This window comes from Streptomyces sp. NPDC005195 (assembly GCF_040608315.1).
Classification (GTDB): Bacteria; Actinomycetota; Actinomycetes; order Streptomycetales; family Streptomycetaceae; genus Streptomyces; species Streptomyces kaempferi.
Genome location: NZ_JBEXHZ010000004.1, coordinates 18,314 through 44,405, shown reverse-complemented (window position 1 = coordinate 44,405; position 26,092 = coordinate 18,314). Strand labels below are relative to the sequence as shown.

At 71.5% G+C, this 26,092-nt stretch carries 24 protein-coding genes; 10 read left to right on the top strand and 14 right to left on the bottom strand.

All coding sequences use genetic code 11. The annotated features are described in order from the left end of the window. The first annotated feature begins 87 nt into the window (after window positions 1-87). Window positions 88-1,794, top strand: coding sequence for a phenylacetic acid degradation protein PaaN (gene paaN, locus ABZV34_RS06460; protein WP_356271877.1), 1,707 nt, complete (start codon window positions 88-90; stop codon window positions 1,792-1,794). Here the strand turns inward: paaN and ABZV34_RS06455 are convergent. From ABZV34_RS06455 to ABZV34_RS06445, 3 genes are read right to left on the bottom strand one after another with little or no spacing between them, the layout of a single operon-like run. Next, window positions 1,791-2,594 carry a TrmH family RNA methyltransferase gene (locus tag ABZV34_RS06455; RefSeq protein WP_356271875.1) on the bottom strand — a complete coding sequence of 268 codons (804 nt, stop codon included), beginning with the start codon at window positions 2,592-2,594 and terminating at the stop codon, window positions 1,791-1,793. The two genes, paaN and ABZV34_RS06455, sit on opposite strands and share 4 nt — an antisense overlap. Next, complete coding sequence (locus ABZV34_RS06450; protein WP_356271873.1) at window positions 2,591-3,820, bottom strand: HTTM domain-containing protein; 1,230 nt, start codon at window positions 3,818-3,820, stop codon at window positions 2,591-2,593. Before ABZV34_RS06450 ends, ABZV34_RS06455 begins: the two co-directional genes overlap by 4 nt. Next, a complete protein-coding gene (locus ABZV34_RS06445) occupies window positions 3,817-4,875 on the bottom strand; it encodes a DUF5819 family protein (RefSeq protein ID WP_356271871.1) in 1,059 nt (352 codons plus the stop codon). Before ABZV34_RS06445 ends, ABZV34_RS06450 begins: the two co-directional genes overlap by 4 nt. 259 nt (window positions 4,876-5,134) lie before the next feature. Between ABZV34_RS06445 and paaA the strand changes: the two genes are divergently transcribed. From paaA to ABZV34_RS06415, 6 genes are all read left to right on the top strand, one after another. Continuing rightward, window positions 5,135-6,178, top strand: coding sequence for a 1,2-phenylacetyl-CoA epoxidase subunit PaaA (gene paaA, locus ABZV34_RS06440; protein WP_356271869.1), 1,044 nt, complete (start codon window positions 5,135-5,137; stop codon window positions 6,176-6,178). Continuing rightward, window positions 6,175-6,462, top strand: a complete 288-nt coding sequence (paaB, locus tag ABZV34_RS06435) for a 1,2-phenylacetyl-CoA epoxidase subunit PaaB (protein ID WP_148009329.1) — start codon at window positions 6,175-6,177, stop codon at window positions 6,460-6,462. The genes paaA and paaB overlap by 4 nt, the downstream gene beginning before the upstream one ends. A 26-nt stretch (window positions 6,463-6,488) precedes the next feature. Beyond that, window positions 6,489-7,247, top strand: coding sequence for a 1,2-phenylacetyl-CoA epoxidase subunit PaaC (gene paaC / locus ABZV34_RS06430; protein ID WP_356272327.1), 759 nt, complete (start codon window positions 6,489-6,491; stop codon window positions 7,245-7,247). Further along, entirely contained in the window at window positions 7,244-7,792 is a 549-nt protein-coding gene (paaD, locus tag ABZV34_RS06425; protein ID WP_356271867.1) for a 1,2-phenylacetyl-CoA epoxidase subunit PaaD, read from the top strand. Before paaC ends, paaD begins: the two co-directional genes overlap by 4 nt. Further along, window positions 7,792-8,856, top strand: coding sequence for a 2Fe-2S iron-sulfur cluster-binding protein (locus tag ABZV34_RS06420; protein ID WP_356271865.1), 1,065 nt, complete (start codon window positions 7,792-7,794; stop codon window positions 8,854-8,856). The genes paaD and ABZV34_RS06420 overlap by 1 nt, the downstream gene beginning before the upstream one ends. 127 nt (window positions 8,857-8,983) lie before the next feature. Beyond that, window positions 8,984-10,177 (top strand): acyl-CoA dehydrogenase family protein, encoded by a 1,194-nt coding sequence (locus ABZV34_RS06415; RefSeq protein WP_356271863.1) that lies wholly within the window; start codon window positions 8,984-8,986, stop codon window positions 10,175-10,177. Window positions 10,178-10,297: 120 nt separating this feature from the next. On the opposite strand, the gene ABZV34_RS06410 is transcribed toward ABZV34_RS06415, so the two are convergent. The 4 genes from ABZV34_RS06410 to ABZV34_RS06395 all read right to left on the bottom strand — a co-directional run bounded on the left by ABZV34_RS06410 (window position 10,298) and on the right by ABZV34_RS06395 (window position 13,925). Next, the gene (locus ABZV34_RS06410) at window positions 10,298-10,627 is read right to left on the bottom strand and encodes a rhodanese-like domain-containing protein (protein WP_153293017.1); all 330 of its coding nucleotides are present in this window, start codon (window positions 10,625-10,627) and stop codon (window positions 10,298-10,300) included. Between the two features lie 60 nt (window positions 10,628-10,687). Further along, window positions 10,688-11,539 (bottom strand): hypothetical protein, encoded by an 852-nt coding sequence (locus tag ABZV34_RS06405; protein WP_356272325.1) that lies wholly within the window; start codon window positions 11,537-11,539, stop codon window positions 10,688-10,690. 396 nt (window positions 11,540-11,935) lie between these two features. Then, complete coding sequence (locus ABZV34_RS06400) at window positions 11,936-13,366, bottom strand: DUF2252 domain-containing protein (protein WP_356271862.1); 1,431 nt, start codon at window positions 13,364-13,366, stop codon at window positions 11,936-11,938. Window positions 13,367-13,553: 187 nt separating this feature from the next. Next, window positions 13,554-13,925 (bottom strand): helix-turn-helix domain-containing protein, encoded by a 372-nt coding sequence (locus ABZV34_RS06395; RefSeq protein ID WP_356271860.1) that lies wholly within the window; start codon window positions 13,923-13,925, stop codon window positions 13,554-13,556. A gap of 136 nt (window positions 13,926-14,061) precedes the next feature. On the opposite strand from ABZV34_RS06395, the gene ABZV34_RS06390 reads away from it, so the two are divergent. After that, on the top strand, window positions 14,062-14,715 hold the full coding sequence (locus ABZV34_RS06390; protein ID WP_356271858.1) for an NAD(P)H-dependent oxidoreductase: 654 nt from the start codon (window positions 14,062-14,064) through the stop codon (window positions 14,713-14,715). A gap of 260 nt (window positions 14,716-14,975) precedes the next feature. Here ABZV34_RS06390 and ABZV34_RS06385 read toward each other — a convergent pair whose 3' ends face one another. Both ABZV34_RS06385 and ABZV34_RS06380 read right to left on the bottom strand, forming a co-directional pair. Continuing rightward, entirely contained in the window at window positions 14,976-15,818 is an 843-nt protein-coding gene (locus tag ABZV34_RS06385) for an NAD(P)H-binding protein (protein WP_356271856.1), read from the bottom strand. A gap of 228 nt (window positions 15,819-16,046) precedes the next feature. Next, window positions 16,047-17,222: a WYL domain-containing protein gene (locus ABZV34_RS06380; protein ID WP_356271854.1), complete on the bottom strand. Its 1,176-nt coding sequence runs from the start codon at window positions 17,220-17,222 to the stop codon at window positions 16,047-16,049. 137 nt (window positions 17,223-17,359) lie between these two features. Here ABZV34_RS06380 and ABZV34_RS06375 point away from each other — a divergent pair, with 137 nt between their 5' ends. After that, window positions 17,360-18,007 (top strand): TIGR03086 family metal-binding protein, encoded by a 648-nt coding sequence (locus ABZV34_RS06375; protein ID WP_356271852.1) that lies wholly within the window; start codon window positions 17,360-17,362, stop codon window positions 18,005-18,007. A gap of 174 nt (window positions 18,008-18,181) precedes the next feature. Here the strand turns inward: ABZV34_RS06375 and ABZV34_RS06370 are convergent, their stop codons facing one another. From ABZV34_RS06370 to ABZV34_RS06350, 5 genes are all read right to left on the bottom strand, one after another. Beyond that, the gene (locus tag ABZV34_RS06370) at window positions 18,182-19,696 is read right to left on the bottom strand and encodes an FAD-binding protein (RefSeq protein WP_356271850.1); all 1,515 of its coding nucleotides are present in this window, start codon (window positions 19,694-19,696) and stop codon (window positions 18,182-18,184) included. A 277-nt stretch (window positions 19,697-19,973) separates the two neighbouring features. Continuing rightward, a complete protein-coding gene (locus ABZV34_RS06365; protein ID WP_356271848.1) occupies window positions 19,974-21,674 on the bottom strand; it encodes an FAD-dependent monooxygenase in 1,701 nt (566 codons plus the stop codon). 96 nt (window positions 21,675-21,770) lie between these two features. Then, window positions 21,771-23,246: an FAD-dependent monooxygenase gene (locus ABZV34_RS06360; protein WP_356271846.1), complete on the bottom strand. Its 1,476-nt coding sequence runs from the start codon at window positions 23,244-23,246 to the stop codon at window positions 21,771-21,773. Window positions 23,247-23,456: 210 nt separating this feature from the next. Next, window positions 23,457-23,855, bottom strand: coding sequence for a pyridoxamine 5'-phosphate oxidase family protein (locus tag ABZV34_RS06355; protein ID WP_356271844.1), 399 nt, complete (start codon window positions 23,853-23,855; stop codon window positions 23,457-23,459). Between the two features lie 19 nt (window positions 23,856-23,874). Beyond that, window positions 23,875-25,365 (bottom strand): MFS transporter, encoded by a 1,491-nt coding sequence (locus tag ABZV34_RS06350; protein ID WP_356271842.1) that lies wholly within the window; start codon window positions 25,363-25,365, stop codon window positions 23,875-23,877. A gap of 308 nt (window positions 25,366-25,673) precedes the next feature. Here ABZV34_RS06350 and ABZV34_RS06345 point away from each other — a divergent pair, with 308 nt between their 5' ends. Beyond that, window positions 25,674-26,027 (top strand): helix-turn-helix domain-containing protein, encoded by a 354-nt coding sequence (locus ABZV34_RS06345; RefSeq protein WP_356272323.1) that lies wholly within the window; start codon window positions 25,674-25,676, stop codon window positions 26,025-26,027. Window positions 26,028-26,092: the final 65 nt, after the last annotated feature.

The following is a 26,092-nucleotide window of genomic DNA, read 5'->3' as shown; positions in this document are numbered from 1 at the left end:
TCGTTCGGTTACTCTAACTCCGACTGTCCGTTCCTGCCCAGCTCGCGAGCGCGACGACGCGCTCCTGAGACGAGGAGTTGGTCTCCGATGGCCGCCGAACTCACCGCGCACCAGTTGATCGCCCAGCACCGGCCCACCCTCGACCAGGCGCTGGAGGCGATCCGCACACGCGCGTACTGGTCCCCGCATCCCGAACACCCCAAGGCCTACGGCGAGAACGGCAGCCTGGGCATGGCCGAGGGCAAGGCCGCCTTCGACGCCGTCCTCGGCACCCGCGTCGACCTCGGCCAGCCGGGCACCGACGACTGGGTGGGCGGCGAGGTCTCGCCGTACGGCATCGCGCTGGACGTCACCTACCCGCACGCCGACATCGACGTACTGCTGCCCGCCATGCGGACCGGACAGCGCGCCTGGCGCGACGCGGGCGCGGAGACACGCGCGGTGGTCTGTCTGGAGATCCTCAAGCGGATCGCCGACCGGACGCACGAATTCGCGCACGCGGTGATGCACACCAGCGGCCAGGCCTTCATGATGGCGTTCCAGGCGGGCGGCCCGCACGCACAGGACCGCGGACTGGAAGCGGTGGCGTACGCGTACGCGGAGCAGATCCGCACCCCGGACACCGCGGAGTGGACCAAGCCCCAGGGCAAGCGCGACCCGATCACGCTCACCAAGCGGTTCACCCCGGTCCCGCGCGGCATCGCGCTCGTCATCGGCTGCAACACCTTCCCCACGTGGAACGGCTATCCGGGCCTGTTCGCCTCCCTGGCCACCGGGAACGCGGTCCTGGTGAAGCCCCACCCGCGCGCGGTGCTGCCGCTCGCGCTGACCGTGCGCATCGCGCGCGAGGTGCTCGCCGAGGCGGGCTTCGACCCGAACCTGGTGGCGCTGGCCGCCGAGCGCCCCGGAGAGGGCATCGCCAAGACCCTGGCCGTCCGCCCCGAGATCAGGATCATCGACTACACGGGCTCGACGGCGTTCGGCGACTGGCTGGAGGCCCACGCCCGCCAGGCGCAGGTCTACACCGAGAAGGCCGGCGTCAACACGGTGATCGTGGAGTCGACCGCCGACTACAAGGGCATGCTGTCCAACCTGGCCTTCTCCCTGTCCCTGTACAGCGGCCAGATGTGCACGACCCCGCAGAACCTCCTCATCCCGCGGGACGGCATCCGCACGGACGAGGGCCCCAAGTCGTACGACGAGGTGGTCGCCGACCTCGCCAGGTCGGTGGGCGGACTCCTCGGGGACGACGCCCGCGCCAACGGACTGCTCGGCGCCATCGTGAACCCGGACGTGAAGGCCCGCCTGGAGGCCGCCGCCGGCCTCGGCGAGGTCGCCCTCCCCTCCCGGGAGATCAGCAACCCCGAGTTCCCCGACGCCGTCGTCCGGACGCCGGTGATCGTGAAGCTCGACGGCGCCCGCAAGTACTGGGAGGGCACGGACGACGAAGCCGCCTACATGAGCGAGTGCTTCGGCCCGGTCTCCTTCACGGTCGCGGTCGACTCGGCGGCGGACGCCGTGGAGCTGCTGCGCCGGACCGTCCGGGACAAGGGCGCGATGACCGTCGGCGCGTACACCACCGACGAGGAGTTCGAGCAGGCCGTCCAGGAGGTCTGCCTGGAGGAGTCCGCCCAGCTCTCCCTGAACCTCACGGGCGGGGTGTACGTCAACCAGACGGCGGCCTTCTCCGACTTCCACGGCTCCGGCGGCAACCCGGCGGCGAACGCCGCCCTGTGCGACGGCGCGTTCGTGGCGAACCGCTTCCGGGTGGTCGAGGTGCGGCGCGAGGCCTAGGAACTGATCGGTGCGCCCCCGGCGGCGCTCCAGTGGAACAGCGTCATGGCCACACTGGTCGCGAGGTTGTAGCTGGAGACCTGGGGGCGCATCGGCAGCGACACCAGATGGTCGGCCCGCGCCCGCAGTTCGGGGGAGAGACCGCTGCGCTCGGAGCCGAACGCGAGCAGGGCGTCGTCCGGGAGCTTCGTCCCCCGGATGTCCTCGCCCTCCGGATCGAGGGCGAACACGGGCCCGGACGGCAGCTCCGCGACCGACAGCCGCTCCACGGCGGTCGCGAAATGCAGGCCCGCCCCGCCGCGTACCACCGTCGGGTGCCAGGGATCGAGGGTGCCCGTCGTGACGACCCCGGTCGCGCCGAAGCCCGCAGCGAGCCGGATCACGGCACCCGCGTTCCCGAGGTTGCGCGGCTGGTCGAGCACCACCACGGGCGCGGTGCGGGGCGTGGCTGTCAGCGCCCGCAGACCGGCCTCGCGGGAGGGGCGTACGGCCAGCGCGGCGACCGCCGTGGGGTGCGGACGCGGGACCAGTGACCGATAGGTGGCCTCCGGGACTTCCACCAGCAGGCCGTCCAGGGTGTCGCGCACGTCCGGGGCCAGCTCGTCGGCGAGGGCCAGCGCCGCCTGCCGGTCGCCGGTGACCGCCGTCAGGACCTCGGCCCGGAAACGCACCGCGTGCTTGAGGGCGTGGAAGCCGTCGAGCAGGACGGAGGCGCCGGCGAGCCGGTGCCAGGTGCCCACGACGTCCTTCGCGCGGTCACGGTCGTCCGTGCGGTCGTGGTGGTCAGCGGGGTCCTTCATGCGGTGAAGCCTACGTGCGGGTCCTCGGAGACCTCCGGGGTGCGCGGGCCCCGCTCCCGCTGACCCGGCAGCTTGAAGGCGCCGCCCGGGAACAGCCGGCCACGCGCGCGTGCCGCCAGTCCGCCGAGCCGTCGCAGGAAAGGCGTCGGGAGGAACACCGAGTCGGCGGCGATCATCGCGAGCGAGAAGAACGGCAGTCCGAGGACCACTGCGATCACGGCGTGCTCGGTGATCATCGCCGCCAGCAGTACGTTCTTGACCCGCCGGTTGAACAGGGTGAAGGGGAAGGCGACCTGCACGACGACCGTCCCGTAGGTCACCAGCATCACGATCGTGCCGTGTGCGGCCAACAGCCCGGACAGGGCCGGCCAGGGCGAGAAGTAGTCGAGGTGGAGCGGGTAGTAGACGGCGGTGCCGTCCTGCCAGCGCGAGCCCTGGATCTTGTACCAGCCGGCCGTCGCGTAGATCAGGCACGCCTCGGCCATGATCACGAACAGGGCCGCGTTGTGCACCATGTTCGCGACCACGTCGAGCAGGATGCGCGGCTGCGGGGTGCGCGCGCGGCGGCCTACGGTCCACCACAGCGCCTGCGCCGCCCACAGTCCCCAGAAGACCGTCAGCCAGCCGCCGCCGAGGTGTCCCGTGAACGTCACCGCCGCCAGCAGCAGGCCGAGCCCCGTCCACAGGGCGGGGCCGGCCCGGTCCGGGCCCGCGGCCCCGGAGGTTTCCCCCCGCGCGTGCGCCTCCGCCGCGAGCCGTGCCCGCCGGGCGTCCAGCGACCACACCTGTCCGCAGCGCGTGCCCACCAGGTAGATCGCCATCAGGTGGATGACGTTGTCCCCGCCGTCCCCCATGAAAATGCTGCGGTTCTGCAGCGAGAGCACGCCGATCATGAACAGCACGGACATCGTGCGGGTCCGCCAGCCCACCAGCAGCAGGACGCTCGACAGCACGGCCACGGCGTAGACGATCTCGAACCACACCTGGCTGTCGGACCACATCAGCACCGTGAAGGCGTGGTTGTCCGCGACGAGCCGCTCGGCGAGGTCCCAGCTCCAGGGGCCGTCGGGCCCGTACATCTCCTGGCGGTGGGGGAACTCCCGCAGCAGGAACAGCAGCCAGGTGGCGGCGAAGCCGACGCGGATCACGGCGGCCTGGTACGGACCCAGGGCGGTGTCGGTGACCCGGGTGATGGCGCGCGCGACGGGCGCGGTGAATCGGTTCATCGGGCGCTCGCTTCCGTCGTCCGGGTGTCCGTCAGGTCCTCCTCGGGGACCGTCCACCAGGGCAGCTCGCGCAGGACGGGCTTGTCGGACACCTGCTCATCGCTCCACTCGGGGGGCCGCACGTTGGAGGTACGGGAACGGACCTGGACGCGTTCGGCGACGCCATCCTTGCCTTCCGCCCCCTCACGGTCGAGGCGCAGCAGCGCGACACGGCGCAGATAGCGTTCCGAGAGGCTGCCGCGCAGGCCCACCGGGCGGTTCTCGTTGTCGTGCGTGCCCGCGTAGAAGTCCCAGGCCCGGCGCAGTTCGTTCTGCTGAGTGTGGCTCGGGAGCGGATTGCCGTCGATGGCCGCGCCGTCGAGCGCGGACAGGTCGTACCAGCCGGTCTCGGTGACGCCGCCGTCCGGGGTGCGTATCCGGGCACGGACCTGGACGTCGATGTTCTGCTGCAGCGGGTTGGGGGCGAAGAGCTTCCAGTTCTGCTCGAACTCGGGGTAGATCCACTCGTCGATCGCCCTGCCGTGCTGCTTGGTGACCGTGTTCGAGGGCGCGACGTGCAGGAACACCATGCCGAGATGCACGCACGCCACGACCGCGACGGCCGCGAGGGCGAACGCGGCGGCGATCTGGTGACGCAGGGAGAGGGCTGCGATGCCGGTGAGCGCGGGGGCGGGGGCGGCCGGCGAGCTTCCGGGGGGCGCCTCGGCCGGGGGGAGGGAATGCGCGACAGCCGTCTCGGCGTGAGGCGCCTGCGCGTGGAACATCTCCGCGTGAGAGGTGCCGGTGTGAGGCGTCTCTCCCTGGGACCTCTCCCCCTGGGGCGACTCCGCGTCGGGCGTCCGCGCATGCGGCGTCCCGGCCGGGGGCGTCTCGATGGCCGGGCTCCCGGGCGCGGGCTCACGGGCCGCGGACCCCTGGCCGCCCCGCTTCGGCGCGGCCTCGGCGCGGGACGCGTCCTCGGGCACGGCACCGGCGGAGACGGGTCCCTCGCGCGGGGGTCCGCCCGGCCCGTCCGGCCCATGTGGGGCGTTCGAGCCCTCGTCGTACGCGTCCATTCCGCCCCGATTCCGATCCCGGTCCGATTCCCGCCGCCGGGCACGCGGCACCCGGGCCCCGCGCGCAAGCACTCCGCGGCGTGCGCACGGGAACCGTACTCAGGCCCGGCCCCCCGGCACAGCCCCGTCCGGCACACCGGGCACAACAGTCGCCCAGAGGTTATCCACAGCGGTTGACACCTTACGGCGCCCGTCCCACCATTGAATCGACAGAACCGAACGATCGGTCGGTCGGGAGCGAGAGGTCGAGGGGGACCGCATGGCGACAGCAGCAGTGCATCGCACGGCCCGTACGCAGACGGCAGGGCCCGCGGGCGAAGCCGGGTCCACGGCGGCGTTCGAGGCCGTGTTCGACGCCACGGTGGCAGCCGACGAACGCATCGAGCCCCGCGACTGGATGCCCGACGCCTACCGTTCCACGCTGGTCCGGCAGATCGCCCAGCACGCCCACTCCGAGATCATCGGCATGCAGCCGGAGGCCAACTGGATCACGCGCGCGCCCTCGCTGCGCCGCAAGGCGATCCTGATGGCCAAGGTCCAGGACGAGGCGGGGCACGGGCTCTATCTCTACAGCGCGGCCGAAACGCTCGGCACCAGCCGCGAAGAGCTGCTCGACAAGCTGCACACCGGCCGCCAGAAGTACTCGTCGATCTTCAACTACCCGACGCTGACCTGGGCGGACGTCGGCGCCATCGGCTGGCTGGTGGACGGCGCGGCGATCACCAACCAGGTCCCCCTGTGCCGCTGCTCGTACGGGCCCTACGCACGCGCGATGGTCCGCGTCTGCAAGGAGGAGTCCTTCCACCAGCGCCAGGGGTACGAACTGCTGCTGGCCCTCAGCCGCGGCACCCCCGCACAGCACGAGATGGCGCAGGACGCGGTGAACCGCTGGTGGTGGCCCTCCCTGATGATGTTCGGGCCGCCCGACGACGAGTCCTCGCACTCGGCACAGTCCATGGCCTGGAAGATCAAGCGCCACTCGAACGACGAGCTGCGCCAGCGCTTCGTGGACATCTGCGTCCCCCAGGCCAAGTCGCTCGGCCTGACCCTGCCGGATCCGGACCTGGTGTGGAACGAGGAGCGGGGCCAGCACGACTTCGGCCCGATCGACTGGACGGAGTTCTGGGAGGTCCTCAAGGGCAACGGCCCGTGCAACGACCAGCGCATCACGCAGCGCAGGCGGGCCCACGAAGAGGGTGCGTGGGTGCGGGAGGCGGCCGCGGCCTACGCGGACAAGCACACCGCCGGTCCGGCCGGGGAGATACCCGGCTCGGCCGACGAGAACGGGAAGGCGCGCGCATGACCACCAACGACTGGCCGCTGTGGGAGGTCTTCGTGCGCTCGCGGCGCGGGCTCTCGCACACCCACGCAGGCAGCCTGCACGCACCGGACGCCGAGCTGGCCCTGCGCAACGCGCGGGATCTGTACACGCGCCGCGGCGAGGGCATCTCGATCTGGGTCGTCCCGTCCGCCGCGATCACCGCGTCCTCGCCGGACGAGAAGGACCCGTTCTTCGAGCCGTCCGCGGACAAGCCCTACCGCCACCCGACGTTCTACGAGATCCCGGAAGGGGTGAAGCACCTGTGACGAACGCACCCGGCACCCACACGCCGATGGCCGAGACGCCCACGACGGAGCCGTCCACGGCACCCGCCGCGTCCGGGTCGGTGACCTCCGCGGCCCTCGCCCTCGGGGACGACGCCCTGGTGCTCTCGCACCGCCTGGGGGAGTGGGCCGGCCACGCGCCCGTCCTCGAAGAGGAAGTGGCCCTGGCCAACATCGCGTTGGACCTGCTCGGCCAGGCCAGGGTGCTGCTGTCCATGGCCGGCGACGAGGACGAGCTGGCGTATCTGCGCGAGGAGCGCGCCTTCCGCAACCTCCAGCTCGTCGAGCAGCCGATCGGCGACTTCGCGCACACCATCGCCCGTCAGCTGTACTTCTCCACCTACCAGCGACTCCTCTACGCGCAACTCGCCGCCGGGGACGGCGTGTTCGCCCCGCTCGCGGCGAAGGCCGTCAAGGAGGTCGCCTACCACCAGGACCACGCCGAACAGTGGACCTTGCGACTCGGCGACGGCACGGACGTCAGCCATGAGCGGATGCAAGAGGCCTGCGGGGCCCTGTGGCGGTTCACGGGAGAGATGTTCCTCCCGGTCGCGGGCGTGGACGTCGACTGGGACGCGATCAGGGCCGACTGGCTGGAGTCCGTCACCGAGGTCCTGCGTCGCGCGACGCTGGAGATCCCCGAGGGCCCGCAGTCCGGAGCATGGGCCGCCGGCGCGGGACGCCAGGGACTGCACACCGAGTCCTTCGGGCGGATGCTCGCCGAGATGCAGCATCTGCACCGCAGCCACCCGGGGGCGTCGTGGTGACGACGACCACCGCCCTGGAGGAGGAACTGCGCAGACTGGCCGGGTCCGTTCCCGACCCGGAGCTGCCCGTGCTCACCCTGGAGGACCTGGGCGTACTGCGCGCCGTGCATGTGCGGGGTGAGGGCACCGTCGACGTGGAGCTGACACCGACGTACACCGGCTGTCCGGCTGTCGAGGCGATGGCCACGGACATCGAGCGCGTACTGCGCGAGCACGGGGTGCGGGAGGTCTCCGTACGGACGGTGCTCAGCCCGGCCTGGTCGACGGACGACATCTCGGACGAAGGGCGCCGCAAGCTGCGGGAGTTCGGGATAGCGCCGCCGCGTGGCGGGCGGGGGACGGGTCCGGGTCCGGTGACGGTCGGACTGGGACCGACGCGCACGGTCGCACCGACGGCGGCCCCGGACGCCGACGAGCCCGTGTGCTGTCCGCACTGCGGGTCGACCGACACCGAACTGCTCAGCCGTTTCTCGTCCACGGCGTGCAAGGCACTGCGGCGCTGTCTGTCCTGCCGTGAACCGTTCGACCACTTCAAGGAGTTGTGATGGCCCGCTTCCACCCGCTCCCGGTGGCCGCCGTCGACCGGCTCACCGACGACTCGGTGGCCCTGACCTTCGCGGTGCCGGCCGCCCTGCGCGCGGCGTACCGGCACGCTGCGGGCCAGCACCTCGCGCTGCGGCGCACGGTCGACGGCACGGAGATACGGCGCACCTACTCCATCTGTTCTCCCGCGCCCGCCCCGGGTGACGAAGGCCCGCTCACCCTGCGGGTCGGGGTGCGCCTGGTCGACGGCGGAGCGTTCTCGACGTACGCGCTCAAGGAGATCGCCGTCGGCGACGAGGTCGAGGTGATGACACCGGCGGGACGGTTCACGCTGGAACCGGCGGCCGGGCTGTACGCGGCCGTGGTCGGCGGCAGCGGGATCACACCGGTGCTGTCGATCGTCGCGACGCTGCTGGCGCGCGAGCCCGAGGCCCGGTTCTGCCTGATACGCGGCGACCGCACGACCGCGTCGACGATGTTCCTGGAGGAGGTCGCCGACCTCAAGGACCGTTTTCCACAGCGGTTCCAGCTGGTCACGGCGCTCTCCCGGGAGGAGCAGCAGGCGGGGCTGCCGTCCGGGCGGCTCGACCAGGAGCGGCTGGCGCAATTGCTCCCGGCGCTGCTGCCCGTGGACCGGGTGGCGGGATGGTTCCTGTGCGGGCCGTACGGTCTGGTGCAGGGAGCCGAGCGCGCCCTGCGCGGGCTGGGCGTGGGACGGGCCCGGATCCACGAGGAGATCTTCCACGTGGACGGCGGAGCCGAGAAGGTTCCCGGCGTACCGGCTCCCGCGCACAGCACGGTGACGGCGCGGCTCGACGGCCGCGGAGGGACCTGGCCCGTCCAGGACGGCGAATCGCTCCTTGACGCGGTGCTGCGCAACCGGCCGGACGCTCCCTACGCCTGCAAGGGCGGCGTGTGCGGGACCTGCCGCGCCTTCCTGGTCTCCGGCGAGGTACGGATGGACCGCAACTTCGCGCTGGAGCCGGAGGAGACGGAAGCGGGATACGTGCTGGCCTGTCAGTCGCATCCGGCCACGGAGAGCGTGGAGTTGGACTTCGACCGGTAGCCGACAGGGGGCGGCCGTTCCCTTCTCGTAGAACCTGTTCTATCTTGACGCTCCGTCAGATCGGGTGCCCTGTCCGGTACCGGGCGAGCCGCCCGGTCGGTGGGTCGGCGCGTGGAAGGACAGGACCGTGGACTTCACCTTCACCGAGGAACAACAGGCGGCGGTCGAGGCGGCGGGGGCGGTGTTCGGCGGGGTCGCGCCGGACGGGGTGCCGAGCCCCGCGCTCACCGCGGGCGCCGTCGCCGACGACTTCGACCGGGCGCTGTGGGCAAAGCTCGCCGACGCGGACCTGCTGAGCCTGCTGCTGGACTCCGCGTACGGCGGAGCGGGACTGGACCCGATCGCCCTGTGCCTGGTGCTGCGCGAGTCCGCGAAGGTACTCGCACGGGTGCCGCTGCTGGAGAGCACCGCGGCGGCGGTGCTCGTGCAGGAGTACGGCGACGAGGAGACGAAGGCCGGACTGCTCGCGCGGGCGGGCCGGGGTGAGGTCGTGCTGACCGTCGCGGCGAACGGCTGTACCGGTCACGAACCGGCGGAACGCGCCGTGACCGCCAGGCAGGACGGTGACGTGTGGGTGCTGGACGGGGTGCAGACAGCGGTCGCGTGGGCGCACGGAGCCGACTTCGTCGTCGTACCCGCGCACACGGACGACGGCCGGACCGTCCTCGCACTGGTTCCCCGGGGGCACGGGGGCACGGTGCTCGGCGAGCAGATCTCCACGACCGGGGAACGCCTCGGCGAGCTGCGTCTGGAGTCCGCGCGGGTACCCGTCCGGCAGGTCATCGACGCGGAGGGGGCGTGGGAGCGGCTGCGGGAACTGCTGACCACCGGGACCTGCGCGCTGGCGCTCGGGCTCGGTGAGCGGGTCCTCGCGATGACCAGCTCGTACACCGCCGAGCGCGAGCAGTTCGGGTTTCCGGTCGCCACGTTCCAGGCTGTCGCCGTACAGGCCGCCGACCGCTATATCGACCTGCGCGCGATGGAGGCGACACTCTGGCAGGCCGCGTGGCGGATCAGCACGGTCGCTGTCGGCAGCGGAGCCGTCGGTACCGGAGTTGTCGATTCCGGAGTTGTCGATTCCGAGGCGGGCGGCGCGCTTCCCGTGGCCGGGGACGTGGCCGTCGCCAAGATCTGGGCGTCGGAGGGGGTACGCCGGGTCGTACAGACGGCTCAGCATCTGCACGGGGGGTTCGGTGCGGACACCGACTGTCCGCTGCACCGCTATCACGCCTGGGCCAAGCACCTGGAGCTGTCGCTCGGACCGGCGGCCGCTCATGAGGAGGCGCTGGGAGATCTCCTCGCGGCCCATCCCCTGGGGTGACCGACCGCACACCCGGGCTCGGACCCGGGCCGACCTCCGAGCCAGCGGCCGAACCGGCACCCGAACCGGCGCGCTCCCGCGAGGGCGCGGATGCCGCGGCCGACCGGGTCCTCGGGGGGCCTAGAGCACGAAGCCGGCCGCGCCCTTGTCGTCCACCACCGGGCGGCCGGAGGCGGCCCAGACCTGCATTCCGCCGTCGACGTTCACGGCGTCGACGCCCTGCTGGACCAGATACATCGCGACCTGCGCGGAACGGCCGCCGGAACGGCAGATCACGTTGACCCTGCCGTCCTGCGGCGCCGCCTCGGTCAGCTCGCCGTAGCGCGCGACGAACTCGCTCATGGGGATGTGCAGCGCCCCTTCGGCGTGACCCGCCTGCCACTCGTCGTCCTCCCGGACGTCCAGCAGGAAGTCTCCGTCCGCGAGATCCCCGATCTCGACCGTGGGCACACCAGATCCGAATTGCATGCCTCAGACGCTACCCGACCGGGCAAGCGGACGGGCCGGGCCCTAGCCGACCAGTCGGGCCAGCTCCGCCTCGCGGTCGTCGACCTGGGCCAGCAGCTGCTCGGCGATCTCCTCCAGGAGCCGGTCGGGGTCGTCCGGGGCGATCTTGAGCATGGCGCCGATGGCGCTCTCCTCCAGTTCGTGGGCGACCAGAGTGAGCATCTCCTTGCGTTCGGAGAGCCACTCGAGACGGGCGTACAGCTCCTCGCTGCGGCTCGGCTTCCACTCCCTGGGCACCGGGCCCGCCGCCCACTCCTCGGAGAGCTCCCGCAGCAGCGCCTCGTCGCCCCGGGCGTACGCGGCGTTGACCCGGGAGATGAACTCGTCGCGCCGCGTGCGCTCGTCCTCGTCCTGGGCCAGGTCGGGGTGGGCCTTGCGGGCCAGCTCCCGGTAGAGCTTGCGGGCCTCGTCGCTGGGGCGGACCCGCTGCGGGGGCCGCACGGGCTGGTCCGTCAGCATCGCCACGGCCTCCGGGAACAGTCCCTCCGAGTCCATCCAGCCGTGGAACAGCTCCTCGACCCCAGGCATCGGCATGACCCGCGCCCGCGCCTCGTCCGCCTTGCGTATGTCCTCCGGATCGCCGGTGCGCGCGGCCTGTGCCTCGGCGATCTGCGCGTCCAGCTCGTCGAGCCGGGAGTACATCGGGCCGAGCTTCTGGTGGTGCAGCCGCGAGAAGTTCTCGACCTCGATGCGGAAGGTCTCCACGGCGATCTCGAACTCGATCAGCGCCTGTTCGGCCGCCCGCACCGCCCGTTCGAGACGCGCCTCGGGCCGCGCCTCACCCTGAGGTGCGTCACCCTGAGGTGCGTCACCCTCGGAGCCCGAAGCGTCGGAGCCCCCGCTCTTCTCGCCCACACCCTGTTCGTCCACACCCTGTTCGTCCACGCCCTGCTCGTCCACGTTCTCCTGGTCCACGCTCTCGGCGCCCGCCCGCGCGGGGCCCGCAGTCTCGGTGCCCGCGCTCTCGGTGCCCGCGTCCTGAGGGGTCCCGTTCTCGGGCGCCGCGTCTTCGGCTGCCGTGCCTTCGGCTGCCGTGGTCGAGGCCGGGGTGGTGGACTGGGGGTCCCCCGCATCCTGGGACCGGGCATCCTCGGCCTCGATGCGGTCGGACTGGTTGTGCTCGGCTTCCGGGGTCGTCACCCGCCCAGCGTAGGCCACGCCTCGCCGGGCACACCCGGAACCACCGACTGAGGCCGCCCGCTCCCCCGTCCCCACCCCGCACCCGGAGAATCTCCGGGTCCGCTTCTCCTCTCAGACCCCCTGCTCCGCCGCGATCCGTCCCTCCCGGACCGCCGTCACCAGGGCCGCGTGGTCCGCCTCCGTGCGGTCCGCGTAGGCCACGGCGAACGCGGCGACGGCCTCGTCGAGTTCCTCGTTCTTCCCGCAGTAGCCGGCGACGAGGCGGGGGTCGGCGCTGTGCGAGTGAGCGCGGGCGAGGAGCGCGCCGGTCATCCGGGCGTAGTCGTCGACCTGGTCGACGGCGAGCGCGGCGGGGTCGACGCTGCCCTTGCGGTTGCGGAACTGGCGCACCTGGAAGGCCCGTCCCTCGACCGTGGTCCAGCCGAGCAGGATGTCGCTGACGACCTGCATGCGCTTTTGGCCGAGGACGACGCGGCGGCCCTCGTGCGACACGTCGGGTACGGCGTGACCGGCCGTCGCCAGGTGCGGCAGCAGCGCCGAGGCGCGGGCCTCCTTCACCTGGAGGACGAGCGGCTCGCCGCGGTGGTCCAGGAGCAGCACGACGTACGAACGCATGCCCACGCTGCCGGTGCCGACTATGCGGAAGGCGACGTCGTGCACCGCGTACCGGGCGAGGAGGGGGAGGCGGTCCTCCGAGACCGTCGTCAGGTACTGCTCCAGCGAGGCCGCGACCGCTGCCGCCTCCTCGTCGGGCACGCGGCGCAGCACCGGCGCCGCGTCCACGAAGCGCCGTCCGCCGCCCTCGACCGACGCCGTCGACCTGGCGGCGAACCGCCCGCTGGTGTTGGCCCGCGCCTTCTCGGAGACCCGCTCCAGGGTGCCGATCAGGTCATGGGCGTCGGTGTGGGAGACGAGCTCCTCGTCCGCGATGGCGTTCCACGCGTCCAGCACCGGGAGTTTGGCGAGGAGGCGCATCGTGCGCCGGTAGGCACCGACCGCGTCGTTGGCCGCCTTGCGGCAGGTGTCCTCGTCCGCGCCCGTCTCCCGGCCGGCGAGCACCAGCGAGGCGGCGAGGCGCTTGAGGTCCCACTCCCAGGGGCCGCGCACCGTCTCGTCGAAGTCGTTCAGGTCGATGACCAGGCCGCCGCGCGCGTCGGCGTACAGGCCGAAGTTCGCCGCGTGGGCGTCGCCGCAGATCTGGGCGTCGATACCGGTCATGGGGGTGCGCGCGAGGTCGTGCGCCATCAGGCCGGCCGAACCGCGCAGGAAGGCGAAGGGGGTGGCGGCCATCCTGCCGACCCGTATCGGCGTGAGCTCGGGGATCCTGCCGCGGTTGGACTCCTCGACCACGGTCACGACGTCCGGCCGGTCGGCGTCGGGGGTCAGCTCGGCGTGCGCGGCGCGCGGCACCCGGGCGCGGAGCTCCTTGCCCTTCTCCTTGGGCGAGCCCTGCGCGGGCCAGCCCGCGAACCCCGGTACCGCGAAGACTCCGGAAACCCTGGGCGCCCGCAGCGCCTCAGTCCTTGTACCCAGCTCGGTCATGGCGACCGCCTCCCCCGCACACACGAACATCAACTCGTGATGACCGTACAGGCGGTGGCCGAAACGCGTCAGACCCTGTGGACAACTCCGCGCCTGTGAACGAGCACCCCGCGCGGCAATCGCCTCCCGATCCGCCCGGTCTCCGCGCGGGCCCCTCCGGAACCGCTCGCGATCATCTGCGGACGGCTCACTTCCTGAGCTCGGAGGGGCACTGCGGGCTTCCCGGCAGGTGCTTCTCCGCCCAGCTGCCCAGTTCCAGGAGCGCGGGCTCCAGTGCGGCGCCGGCGCCCGTCAGGCCGTACGAGACCCGCAGCGGGGGGCCGTCGTCGACCTCGCGCACGACGAGTCCCGCCGCGGCGAGTTCCGTGAGGCGGTCGGAGAGCATCCGTTCGCTGATGCCGGGGATCGCTCGGCGCAGGTCCGCGAAGTGCACGGGATGCGGCAGCAGCACGGCCACGATCAGCCCCGTCCAGCGTTTTCCGAACAGCTGGAAGACCCGGGCCATGCCGTCGTCGACCTTCTGGCACGGCCCCACGTCGTGTGCTCCCAGCTCTGGCATGGCTCAAGAGTACTGCCGTTCTCCTTTGGGGATGAAAAAAAGTAAGTAGCTGTGTTATCTCTAGTCGAGTACAAAAAAGAAGCCCACGGGATCAGTCCCGTCGGGCTCGACCCGTCACACCCCTTGGAGATCCCCCATGGCCACGCTCCTCCACATCGACTCGTCCGTTTTCCCGGGCTCCGCCTCCACCTCGCGCACGGTGACCGACGCGTTCCGCAAGGCCTGGGAGGAGCAGCACCCGCAGGGCACCGTGATCTACCGCGACCTCGTCGTGAGCCCGGCTCCGCACATCACGGCCGACGCCCACACCGCCGGTTTCGCCCCGGCGGACGCGCACACTCCGGAGCAGGCCGCCGCCTTCGCCGAGCGCGTGAAGTTCATCGAGGAGCTGGAGCGGGCGGACGCGATCCTGATCGGCGCGCCGATGTACAACTACGCGATCCCGTCGACCCTCAAGGCGTGGCTGGACAACGTGATCCTCATGGGCCGCACCGCCATGGCCGAGGACTCGAAGATCAAGGGCACCCCGGTCACGGTCATCGCCAGCCGCGGCGGTTCGTACGCGCCGGGCACTCCCCGCGAGGGCTACGAGTACGTGCAGAACTACCTGGAGGCCGTCCTGCGCGACGCCCTCGGCCTCGACCTCGAGTTCATCGTCCCGGAGCTCACGATGGCCCCGCACAACCCGGCGATGTCCGAGCTGGTCCCGCTCTTCGAGGCCTCCCGCACCAAGGCACTCGACGACGCCGTCATCAAGGCCAAGGAGCTGGCCGACCGTTTCGTCGCGTAACCCCTCCGGGGAGGGCGTGCGGCGGCCCCGCGGGTCCTGGACCCGCGGGGCCGCCGCCTTTCGGGGTGGTCGTCCTTCTGGACCTCGCCCTTCGGGGTCGCCGTCGGTCGGGGTCGGCGGTGGCTCAGGGCCGCCGTCGGTCCTGAGCCACCTCCGGCTGTGGACCGCCGGATGCCCGCTGCCGCGGGGGATGGATCGCAGCGGGCATCCGGGGGAGGGAACGCGGGGAAGGCGGGGAAGGCGGCGCGGTCGGCGGTGGGTTACTTGAAGGCCGGGACGCTCCGGGCGACCCAGCCGGAGAAGGGTGTGGCAGGCCGGGACAGGATCTTCTCCACGTCGGGGCTGACCCGCTGTTCGGCGGGGAGCGGTTCGCCGAGGATGTCCAGGGTGCCGGGGATGACGTCCTCGGGCATGAACTGCGCCATGTGGGCGTGGGCGGCCTCGCGGGTCAGTTCCACGAAGGTCACCTCTTCGCCGATCGCCTCCGCGATCACCTCGGCCTGCAGGCGCGGAGTGATCGCCTCGGGGCCGGTCAGCTCGTACGTACGACCGGCGTGCCCGTCCTCGCGCAGCACCACCGCGGCGGCCGCGGCGATGTCCGCCGGGTCGACGACCGGCAGCGCCGTGTCACCGAAGGGGGCGAAGACCGTACGGTCGGCGCGGACCGACTCCGCCCACGCGAAGGCGTTGGAGGCGAAACCGCCGGCGCGCAGGATGGTGAAGTCCAGGCCGGAACCGCGTACGGCCTCCTCGAACTCGCGCAGCCTGCCGTGCGAGGCGACGCCGGGACGGGTGGCGTTGATCTGCGAGGAGAGCAGGACGACCCGCTCGACCCCGGCGTCCTCGGCCGCCGTCAGCAGCTCGGTGGCGGCCTCACCGTGACCGAGCAGTTCGCCCGCGAGCAGGATGAAGAAGGCGTCGGCCCCTTCGAGGACCGGCCGCATGCTCCGCGCGTTCCCGAGATCGGCCTGGGCGTGCCGGACATTCTTCGCCGGGGAGGGCAACGGGCGGCGCGATACCGCCACGACCTGCTCCCCCGCCTCGGCCAGCGCCTCGATCAGCGGACGCCCGACGTTTCCGGTGGCTCCGGTGACGACAATCATGAAATAGCTCCCTAGTGCGTTGATCCGTGGTCGGTAGTCATCGGTCCGTCATCGGTCTGCCCTCGGTCCGTCAGCCGACCGGCAGGCGGTCGCCGGTCGGTCGGTCCTCGGTCGGTCCTCGGTCGGTCCTCGGTCAAGACAGTCATCGGCCGGCAGGGCCGAGAAGCGGCGCGCGGCCGCTCGTCGTCACGGGTGACCGAGGGCGAGGGCCGGGGCAGCAGCTGGTTCTCAGTGGGTCGCCGCCATGACCGGGACGCTAGCATCGTCGGTATAGTAGGTACCTAGAGGAAAGCGACTATCTCTTGGCTGGTCGCTGTGCCGGTCGCCGTACCCGCCGTACACCGCGGTGAGCGACCGGCCGAGACGTACGAGCGATTCGCGCGCCTCGGGAGGGCCGAGCACCTCGATCCGCGCGCCGAGGCCCGCGAGCTGCGCGGCCAGCACCTCCACCGAGGGACCGTCTGCGGTGAAGGCGACCCGGCCGTCGGGCTGGACCTCGCCCGTGCGGAGCCGCCCGCCGAGCAGTTGCCGCAGCACCGGCAGGGCGTCCGGGTCGGCATGGGCCCGTACGCTCACCGCGGACAGCCGTTGCTCCACCTCGGACGCCAGTTCCCGCCACGCGGAGGCGAGTTCGAACCCCTCCGGACGTCGTACCGGCGCACCCGTCGGCTCCACGGAGGTGACCCGGCTGAGCCGGAAGGTGCGCAGCCCCTCCCCGGTCCCCGCCACCAGGTACCAGCGACCGGCCTTGGACACCAGCCCGAGGGGATCCACCGTCCGCCCTCCGGTCACCCGCTCTGCGCTCACCCGCTCACCCGCCCACCGCTCGCCCGAACCGCTTCCGCCCGAGTCACCCGCATGCGAACCGCGCCCGCCCGAACCCCGCGCGCCCGAACCGTCCTCACCCAAGTCCCCTTCCGCCGGGGCCCGGTCGGCGTGCGCGTATCCCAACCGGACCTGCCGGCCGTCCAGAACCGCCCGTTCCAGGGCATGCCGGTGGGGTCCGCTGCCGCCCGCCGCGCGCGACCAGTCGAGGCTGTCGACGAGGATGGCCTTGGCGGCGGCCTCGGCATGCGGCCGCATGGGCGCGGGCACCGCACGCATCAACTTGCGCAGCGCGGCCCGCAGTTCGGGAGAGGCCGACAACGGCCCCGCGGCCAGGAACAGCGCCCCGATCTCTCGCGAGGTGAAACCGGTCAGATCGGTGCGGGCACCGCCGACCAGGCTCCACCCGCCACCCCTGCCACGCTGCGAGTAGACGGGGACACCGGCACTGGTGAGCGCCTCCAGATCGCGGCGCGCGGTGCGCTCGGACACCTCCAGCTCCTCGGCCACCTCGCGCACGGTCACCCGGCCGCGCGCCTGGAGCAGCAGCAGGGTCGCCACCAGACGGTCGGCCTTCACGACGCGCCCCCTCCCCGTACGGTGCGCTCCGCCGGATATTTAAGCTGTTTTGAGCCACTCCATATATTTTCGGCACCATCGGATACGGCTTCGGAAATAGGCCACAAGATGACCTGTTCGGCATCGACGATGAACACATGACTCACGACACGACCGACGACCTGGCCAAGACCACGACGCCCGCCGCACCCGCCACCGCACCCGCCTCCGCCCCGCCCGCCGACCCCCGTGGCGGCCTGTTCAAGGCCGTCGACCTGACCGGACGCACGCTCGCCGCGCTCCGCCCCGAGCAGTACGACACCGTCACCCCGTGTCCCGACTACACGGTCCGCGACATGGCCAACCACGTGGTGTCGGTGCTGCGCCGGGTCGCCGTCCTGGGCGCGGGTGGCTCCTTCATGAGCGTTCCGCACTTCGCCGAGGACGTCGCCGACGGCGACTGGGCCAAGGCGTGGGCCGCGGCGACACGGGAGTTCGACGCCGTCTGGCAGGACCCCGCCGTACTGGGCCGCCAGATCGGTCTGCCCTGGGGCCCGGTCCCCGGTGTGGTCGCCTCGGTGATCTACACCAACGAGTTCGTGCTGCACGCCTGGGACCTGGCCAAGGCCACCGGCCAGACCCCCGAGTGGGACCCGGAGATGCTCGCCGCGCCGCTGGCCTCCATGCACCGGGCCGTGCCCGCGGAACCCCGCGGCGGCCAGGTGCCGTTCGGACCGGTGGTGGAGGTGCACGAGAACGCTCCCGACATCGACAAGTTGGTGGGTTGGTACGGCCGCCGTCCCTGACGGGGCGCCGGAGCGGACCGCCGACGAGCCGGCCGCCGGACACCGGTCCGGCGGCCCCTCACGGTCCGCAGTTCACATGGGTCACCGGGATCACCGGGATCACCGGGATCACCGAGGTCAGCGGGGTCACTGTGGTGGCGGTGGAAGCGGTGGAGGCGGCGCGCCGGACACCTCTCAGGCCCCGATGCCCTGGGCGAACCTGAAGTACCGGTGCGGGTCGTACTTGGCCTTCACGACCGACAGCCGGGCGTAGTTCTCGGCGTAGTACGACTGCCGCCAGTCCGTCAGCTCCGCGTCCATCCAGTTCTGGTACGTCTCGCCGTTCGAGAGCGGGTCGATGGTCGCGAACCCGTTGTCCGCCCAGCCGGTGGCGACGCTCCTGGCCTCCGCGGTCACCTGTGCCGGGTCGTTGACGAGGACCCGGTAGTTGACGGAGAAGAGCGAGTCGCGGTGCACGTACGCCGTGTCGGTGCGGGCGAGGTCGTTGGCCGCCCCGCCGAAGAAGTGGAGGTCGAGGTAGCGGGCCTGGCCTGCCCTTCGATCGGCGTCGAAGGCCGTCAGCACGTCCGCCCAGTCGCTCTGCGCGTACGGCGTGCTGCCCAGCCGGGTCCGCTCCAGGCCGAAGGCGGGCCGGGTCAGCACGCCGCTCGGGGACTTCCCGGCGCGCTGGCACTGGTCCTCGGTCAGCGTGCCGCAGCCGAAGATCATCATCATGACCTGCTGGTACGTCATGACCGCGTCCTGGCGGGCCGTCACCGCGCCGGTGAGCGCCAGCAGCCGTGCGGACTCCGAGGCCAGTTCGGCCGGGGTGCCGCGGGAGGCGAGGAAGACGTTGAGCGCCGGTACGGTGCCGGGCGCGGCGTCCGGCTGGACGAGGTAGGCGCCGCCGCCGATGGTGCGGGGCGCGTCGACCAGCCACTGACCGACCCCGTGCAGCACGTCGGCGGCACGGTCGTACGGGAAGATCAGGTTGCTGATCGCCATCTGGTCGCCCTCGTGCGGGGTGACCGTGAAGCGGGTGACGACACCGAAGTTGCCGCCACCGCCGCCGCGGATCGCCCAGAACAGGTCGGAGTGGCTGGTCGGCGACGCGGTGACCACCCGGCCGTCGGCGAGGACCACCTCGGCCGAGGTGACCGCGTCGCAGGCCATGCCCAGCGGGCGGGTCAGAAAGCCGAAGCCGCCGCCTTGCAGGAAACCGCCGGCCGACACGGTGGGGCAGCCGCCCTCGCTGACCACCAGGCCGTGCGGCGCGAGGGCGTTGAGTATCTCGACGTTCTTGGCGCCGGGGCCGATGTCGACCGTGCCGTCGCCCACGGTGATCGCGTTCAGCCGCGAGACGTCGATGATCAGACCGGGCGTGGTCGAGTAGCCCGCGAAGCTGTGACCGCCGCTGCGGACGGCGGACGGCAGGCCGTAGGTCTGGGCGAAGCGCAGGGCGACGGAGACGTCGGCGGAGCTGACGCAGTACGCCACGGCCCGCGGGTTGACGGCGTCGAACTGGCCGAGCTCCAGTTGCTTGGCCACGGCGTACGCGGAGTCGCCGGGCAGCACCAGACGGCCCTGGAGCTTGCCCGCGAGGGTGCTCCAGGGTGTGGTGCCGGAGCCCGCGAGGACAGGGCTGGTGGGCAGGACGGCCAGGCCGACGGCGGCGGATCCCGCACCGATCAGTGCTCTACGAGTGATCACGGATGTCCCAAGGTTCTAGAGGGTTCTAGGAGACGGTGGTTGCCAGTGGGGGGAGAAGGACTGGAGAGGGTGCGAGCCCGAGGAGCGGCTGGAGGGAACCCTTCGCAGGACAAGCCGGCCGCAGGGGCCGGGGAAGGGCCTCGCTTCAAAAGCCCCCGACTCGGAGATGAACCCGGGCTCAGGAAAGGGACGGCGCCGGGCCCGCGGGGGGAGGGCGGGCCCGGCGCCGCGTCCTGGGGGAGGGGACCCGGCGGGGCGGGGGTGGTCGCGGCCGGGGTCAGGAGACCTTGCGGCCCTTCATGGCCTGCTTGACGACTCCGGTGAGCATCGAACGGCCGAGGTCGCGCATCTCCTTGGGGCCGGAGGTGCTCGCCCACCACATGAACTTCATCATCGTGGGTGTGGTGGCCCGGAAGAACCGGAGGTCCTCGGGGCCCTTCCAGCCGAAGGGGGTGTTGACCGACTCGCAGTCGCGGATCGCCTCGAAGACGATGTCCGCGGCCTTGTCACCGTCGATCTCGCCGGCCTCGTACCGCTCGCAGGTCTCGGCGGTGATGTCGAAGAGGACCTTGAAGGCGTGGCTGTCCGGCCACCACAAGCCGGTGTACGGCGCCTTCTCCATCTCCTTGAAGTGCCGGTCGTCACCGTCGAGCTGGAAGTTCTGGCGCGCCATGATCTGCCGCATGGTGGCCGGGGTGGTGAAGCAGGCCCAGACCCGGAACACCGCGTTCCACAGCCGGAAGTGGCTGAAGGCGATGTACGAGCTGTTGACGATCTTGTCGTTGTACTCCAGGAGTCCCTGCTCCAGGCGCTCGACGTACTCGAAGCGCTCCTCGGTGAAGTCGTTCTCGCGCAGGGCGTCCAGGATCCGGTAGGCGAGCGCGTCGACGACCTCGAAGGTGTTGGACAGGCCGCGTGAGTACAGCGGGTCTATGAAGCCGGCCGCGTGCGACATCAGGCACCAGCGGGCGCCGATGGTGCGCTTGGAGGAGTACTGGATCCGGTCGGTGGAGACCCACTCGCGGATCCGCTTGGCACCGTCGAACTGCCGCTTCACCGCCGGGTACATGTCCAGGTAGTGGTGGAACTCCTGGTCCGGCGTCATGTCCTTCGGCTTGGGGTACAGCCGCTCGTCGAAGGTCAGACCGACACTGCAGGCAGGGTTCTTGGAGTCCTTGTAGTTGTCGAACGGGATGATCCAGAACCAGCCGCGCTCGATGAGGTGGTGCAGGGTGCCGCCGTGGAAGGGTGACTCGGCGGGCGGGCGGAGCGCGTCCGGGTAGTTGCACACGTCGTCGTACGGCTTGATGCCCACGTAGTGCGTGAAGAGCGAGCGGGCGTGGTGCTTGTGCCGGGGCGGGTTCTCGCGCAGGTCGAACTTCTCGGCCAGCGGGGAGCGGAAGCCACTCGCGTCGATCAGGTACTTGGCACGGAAGACCTCGCCGTTCCTGCCGGTGATCGTGACGCCGTCGTCGTCGACGTCCAGGTCGGTGGCGAACCAGTTCTGGCGCAGGGTGCAGCCGTACTTGGCGGCGACGTTCAGATAGTGCGAGTCGGTGTCCTGGCGGAAGAGGTGCACGGCCTCGGTGAGCATCTTCGGGATGACGAACATCGTCGCCTCGCGCGGGTCCGGCTCGCGGCCCGGCCGCTGCGTGACGAAACCGAAGCTCTGCTTGCGGCCGTGCGTCGGACCGATGTGCTCGGTGACCGCCTTCACGTCCAGCATGTGCTTGATCTCGGGCACGTCGTAGCGCACGGCCAGAATGTGCAGCCACTCGACGAGCTGCGGGTTCTGGGACTCGCCTACGGCGAACCGGGGATGCTGCCCCGCGTCGATGAGCACCACGTCGGCGCCCTGGCGGGCCAGGATCGCTCCCATGATCGAGCCCGCGAGGCCCGACCCCAGGATGGCTACGTCGCATTCGGTCCACTCGGCGGCCTTGTCGGCCTTCTTCGCTTCCTCAGCCTTGGTGGGCAAGACCGCACTCCTCTTTCTCGTTTCACGGACGGGTCGGATGGGTGGCGCGCGTCCTACGGGGGTCCGGGGTCGACCGGTCGGGGGTCCGGGTGGGTCTCAGGCGGCGTCGCGGGGCTCGCCGAACCATCGCGCGAGCGCGTCGGTCAGTCCCTCGGCGGAGCCGTCGGCGCCGACCCAGGCGACATAGCCGTCGGGACGTACGAGGAGGTCGGCGGCCGGGGCTCCGGCGTCGGGCCGCGTCGCGGTGACGACGTCGACGCGGTCGGCCCAGCCGGACGCCGCCTCGCGCAGCGCGGCGCTGTCGTGCAGGTCGAGCAGGACCGGACGGCCCGCGTGCAACTGCTCGTAGGTGGTGGTCTTGTCGTCGCCGACCAGCAGGTCCTGGTCGGGCAGCCGGCGGCCGAGCAGCGGGTGGCCGCCCTCGACGGCTCCGTAGGTGATGTCGAGGCCGGTGACCAGGCCGACGAGGTGACGCCGTACGTCCTCGATCCGGACCAGCTCGGCGAACAGGTCGCGCAGCGGCTGGGCCTCGGGGCCGCCGAGGTAGAGGGTGCGCTGGACGAGGGTGTTGTGGACGATGCGGGCGCCGACCGGGTGGCGCTCGGAGTGGTACGTGTCGAGCAGGCCCGCGGGGGCGTGGCCCTTGACGGCCGCGGCGAGCTTCCAGCCCAGGTTGACCACGTCGCCGACGCCCGCGCTGATGCCCTGGGCGCCGATCGGCAGGTGGATGTGGGCGGCGTCGCCGGCCAGGAAGACACGGCCCTTGCGGTACTCGGCGGCGTGCCGGCTGGCGTCGGTGAAGTAGCTGGTCCACAGCGGCTGGGCACCGCTGATGTCCTCGCCGGTGACCCGCTGGAAGGCGGCGGCCACCTCCTCGAAGGTGGGCGGCTCCTGGGTGGGACGGACGCCCGCGTCGCGTTCGAAGACCACCACGCGGGTGGCGCCCGGTCCGAGCGGCAGGACGACGACCATGCCGGCCTCGCCGACCTCGCCGGTGGGGCGCAGCCGCAGCTGGACGCCGGCGACGTCGGCCATCTTCATCTCGATGGTGGCGCTGACTCCGGGGAAGTCGATCCCGGCCAGCCGGCGGACGGTGCTGCGGGCTCCGTCGCAGCCGACGACGTACGCGGCGCGCAGGGTCTCCACTCCTTCGGGCCCCGCGACCTCGATCCGGACGCCGTCCTCGTCCTGCGTCACGCCGATGACCTCGTGGCCGCGGCGGATGTCGGCGCCCAGCCGCGTGGCCCACTTGTCGATGATGGCCTCGGTGCGCGACTGCGGAACTCCGCGGACCCCGAAATTGCCTCCCTCGACAATGCGGTAGTCGAGGGGAAGTCCACCGAAATGGCCGCCGGGTATGGTCTCCAGCGGGCCGAATTCCCCGAGAAGTCCACGCTGGCCGAATTCCTCGATCGTACGGGCCGAGAATCCCAGGGCGCGGGACTGCTGCATCGGCTGTTCCAGCCGGTCGAGCACGATGACCGAGAGACCCGAGAGGCGGAGTTCCCCTGCGAGCATGAGCCCTGAGGGTCCTGCACCGGCAACGATCACATCGGCATTGAAAGCGTCCATATTCCCTCTCCCGCTGGCGTTTTCTCCAGTATTCCGAGGGTTCCCGGGAAGCTGAATGGCCGCCGGTACAGAGCTCTGACAAGTTCTGACAAGTTCGTCAGAGGCCCGGCAGCTACCGGGTGGTACCGGGCGCGAAGCGCACGGGGAGCACGGGAGAGGGTGCCGGGAACGTCTTCCGGCACCCTCTCGTCTCGCTCGGCTCCCTCGGGTTCAGTACAGGCCCATCACCCGGTCCACCGCGATCTCGATGACCGCCAGGCCCGGCGGCTGCGGCGGCTGGGACCAGTACCGCTTGGCGTAGCGGCGCATCCCCTCCACCACCCGGGGCGGGTCGGTGGAAACGGTCGCCGGGCCCTCCAGGGTGATCCAGCGGGGTCCCACCAGCTGGCACACGGCGGCCCGGCCGCCGCCGGCCCCGGCCAGCAGGTTGCGGGACTTGCGGCGGTGCACGGTGGTCATCACCCGGGCCAGGCCCGCCTCGCCGTCCCAGGTGAACCGTACGGGCGCCACGTGCGGTGTGCCGTCCGGGCGCAGGGTGGTCAGGGTGCACAGGGCGTTCTCGGCGAGGAACTCCTCCGCCGTGGCGGACAGGGGCAGATGCTTGGACATGGCCGGGTCCGTTCTGCCGTCAGGCGTGCGCGGGCACGGCCGAGGACTGCTCGGAGGACTTGGTCAGCGGCAGCAGCACCAGGGTCACCAGGAAGGCGGCCGCGGCGAAGCAGGCACCGACGAGGAACGCGTCGTGGAAGACGGTCGTACGGGCGTCCTGGACCAGGGCGGGGACGCCGTGGGCCTTGGCCGTCAGCTCGTCGACGCGGCGGAAGGCGTAGGTCGCCGCGACGGCCAGGCCGAGCGCGCCGCCGACCTCCTGGGCGGTGTTGATGAGACCGGCGGCGAGACCCGACTCGCGCTCCTCGATCCCGGCGAACGCCGAGACCTGCAGCGGGACGAAGGACATGCCGAGCCCGAGGCCCATGAGGACGAAGGCGGGCAGCACGTCCGTCAGGTACGAGGCGTCGGACGGGGCGCGCCACAGGAGCATCATGCCGGTCGCTGCGAGCGCGAGACCGACGAGCAGGACGGGCTTGGCGGCGACCTTGGTGACGACCTGGGAGGCGATGCCGGCGCCGACGGCGGTGAGCACCGCGAGCGGCACGTAGGCGAAGCCGGTCCTGACGGCGGAGTAGTCCAGGACCTGCTGCATGAAGAGGCTGGCGAAGAAGAACAGGGTCACGCAGGTGCCGAGCAGCAGGACGGCGATGACGTTGGCGGCGCGCAGCGAGGGGCGGCGGAAGACGCCGAGCGGCATCAGCGGCTCCTTGGCGCGGCGCTCGATCAGGACGAAGGAGAGGAGCAGGAGCGCGGCGAGGACGAAGCCGCCGATGACCCGGCCGGTCGGGACGTCGGAGTCGGAGACGGTCTGGCCGAGGGTGAAGATCAGCGCGACCAGGCCACCGGTGAGGGTGACGGCGCCGGCGACGTCGAAGGACCTGCTGCGTTCGGCGGAGCGGCTCTCGCCGACGACCATCGGGGCGACCAGGGCGCCGATGATGCCGATCGGCACGTTGATGAAGAAGATCCAGCGCCAGCCGGGGCCGTCGGTGAGCAGACCGCCGAGGGTGACGCCGGCGACGGCGGCGAGTCCGCTGAGCGCGCCCCAGGCGCCGAGGGCCTTGTTGCGGGCCGGACCCTCCTCGAAGTTGTTGGTCAGCAGGCTGAGCGCGGCGGTGGCGATGAACGCCGCCCCCAGGCCCTGGGCGCCGCGGGCGCCGATCAGCATCGCGGCGTTCTGCGAGACCCCGGCGAGCAGGGAGGCACCGGCGAACAGGAGCAGGCCGGTCTGGAGCATCCGGCGGCGGCCGAGGGTGTCGGCGAGCCGGCCGGTCAGCAGCAGGAAGCCGCCCAGGAGCATGCCGTAGGTGGTGACCACGTACTGCAGCGCGGTCGTGGAGATGTTGAGTTCGTCCTCGATGGTCGGCAGGGCGACGTTCACGATCGAGACGTCGAGGAAGGTCATGAAACCGGCCAGGCAGAGGAAGGCCAGGATGAGTCCGGGGCGGCGGACCGGCCCGGAGTCGCCCGCCACCGCGGGGCTGTGGGTGGACTCTTGGATGGACATGTCACTCCCTAGGAGCATGAGGATTCTGGGACGGGGACGTGCGGGGAGGTGCGGTTATCGCTGGCTTCTCGGAAGCTAGCATCCTGAGTAAAGTAGGTACCTAGAGGAAAGTGACTTCCCGGAAGGTGATGATCGGCATGAAGAGCACCACGGCCAGGAACGGCGGCGCGGCACCCGGGGGCGCCAGGACGAGGGATGCCGGGACCGTGGGCGACAGCGCCGTCGCGGACGTCGTCACGGACGCCTTCACGGTCCCGGCAGGACCCGGAGCCGCGCACGCGGCCGCGGCCGGCTCCCGGCAGCCCTGCCTGATCGAGCCGGTCCTCGACATCGTGTTCAGCCGCTGGACCACACCGATCCTGTGGACGCTGAACGCCTTCGGCACCCAGCGCTTCGTGGAGCTCCAGCGCAACATCGGCACCATCACGCCGAAGGTGCTGACCCAGCGGCTGCGTCAGCTGGAGCGCGACGGACTGGTGATCCGCACGTACTACCCCGAGGTGCCGCCCCGGGTGGAGTACCAGATCAGCGACCTGGGACGGACCCTGGCGCCGCTGTTCGCCTCGCTCACGGACTGGTCGACGGTGCACCTGCCGCTGGTCGAGCGGGCGCGTCAGGACTTCGACACGGCGGAGGAACAGGCCGCGGTCCGACGCCCCTGAGCCCGGCCCGCCCACCGTGGCACCGCCCGCGAGCGTGACCGGGTCACCGACCCGGCACGATCCGG

What these genes read in the sequence shown, in the direction of transcription:
- ABZV34_RS06445 (WP_356271871.1), bottom strand. Translation starts at nt 4,875, where the DNA reads ATGGACGCGTACGACGAGGGCTCGAACGCCCCACATGGGCCGGACGGG.
- paaB (WP_148009329.1), top strand. Translation starts at nt 6,175, where the DNA reads ATGACCACCAACGACTGGCCGCTGTGGGAGGTCTTCGTGCGCTCGCGG.
- ABZV34_RS06420 (WP_356271865.1), top strand. Translation starts at nt 7,792, where the DNA reads ATGGCCCGCTTCCACCCGCTCCCGGTGGCCGCCGTCGACCGGCTCACC.
- ABZV34_RS06390 (WP_356271858.1), top strand. Translation starts at nt 14,062, where the DNA reads ATGGCCACGCTCCTCCACATCGACTCGTCCGTTTTCCCGGGCTCCGCC.
- ABZV34_RS06350 (WP_356271842.1), bottom strand. Translation starts at nt 25,365, where the DNA reads ATGTCCATCCAAGAGTCCACCCACAGCCCCGCGGTGGCGGGCGACTCC.
- paaN (WP_356271877.1), top strand. Translation starts at nt 88, where the DNA reads ATGGCCGCCGAACTCACCGCGCACCAGTTGATCGCCCAGCACCGGCCC.
- ABZV34_RS06355 (WP_356271844.1), bottom strand. Translation starts at nt 23,855, where the DNA reads ATGTCCAAGCATCTGCCCCTGTCCGCCACGGCGGAGGAGTTCCTCGCC.
- ABZV34_RS06400 (WP_356271862.1), bottom strand. Translation starts at nt 13,366, where the DNA reads ATGACCGAGCTGGGTACAAGGACTGAGGCGCTGCGGGCGCCCAGGGTT.
- paaA (WP_356271869.1), top strand. Translation starts at nt 5,135, where the DNA reads ATGGCGACAGCAGCAGTGCATCGCACGGCCCGTACGCAGACGGCAGGG.
- ABZV34_RS06385 (WP_356271856.1), bottom strand. Translation starts at nt 15,818, where the DNA reads ATGATTGTCGTCACCGGAGCCACCGGAAACGTCGGGCGTCCGCTGATC.
- ABZV34_RS06375 (WP_356271852.1), top strand. Translation starts at nt 17,360, where the DNA reads ATGACTCACGACACGACCGACGACCTGGCCAAGACCACGACGCCCGCC.
- ABZV34_RS06450 (WP_356271873.1), bottom strand. Translation starts at nt 3,820, where the DNA reads ATGAACCGATTCACCGCGCCCGTCGCGCGCGCCATCACCCGGGTCACC.
- paaC (WP_356272327.1), top strand. Translation starts at nt 6,489, where the DNA reads ATGGCCGAGACGCCCACGACGGAGCCGTCCACGGCACCCGCCGCGTCC.
- ABZV34_RS06360 (WP_356271846.1), bottom strand. Translation starts at nt 23,246, where the DNA reads ATGGACGCTTTCAATGCCGATGTGATCGTTGCCGGTGCAGGACCCTCA.
- ABZV34_RS06395 (WP_356271860.1), bottom strand. Translation starts at nt 13,925, where the DNA reads ATGCCAGAGCTGGGAGCACACGACGTGGGGCCGTGCCAGAAGGTCGAC.
- ABZV34_RS06455 (WP_356271875.1), bottom strand. Translation starts at nt 2,594, where the DNA reads ATGAAGGACCCCGCTGACCACCACGACCGCACGGACGACCGTGACCGC.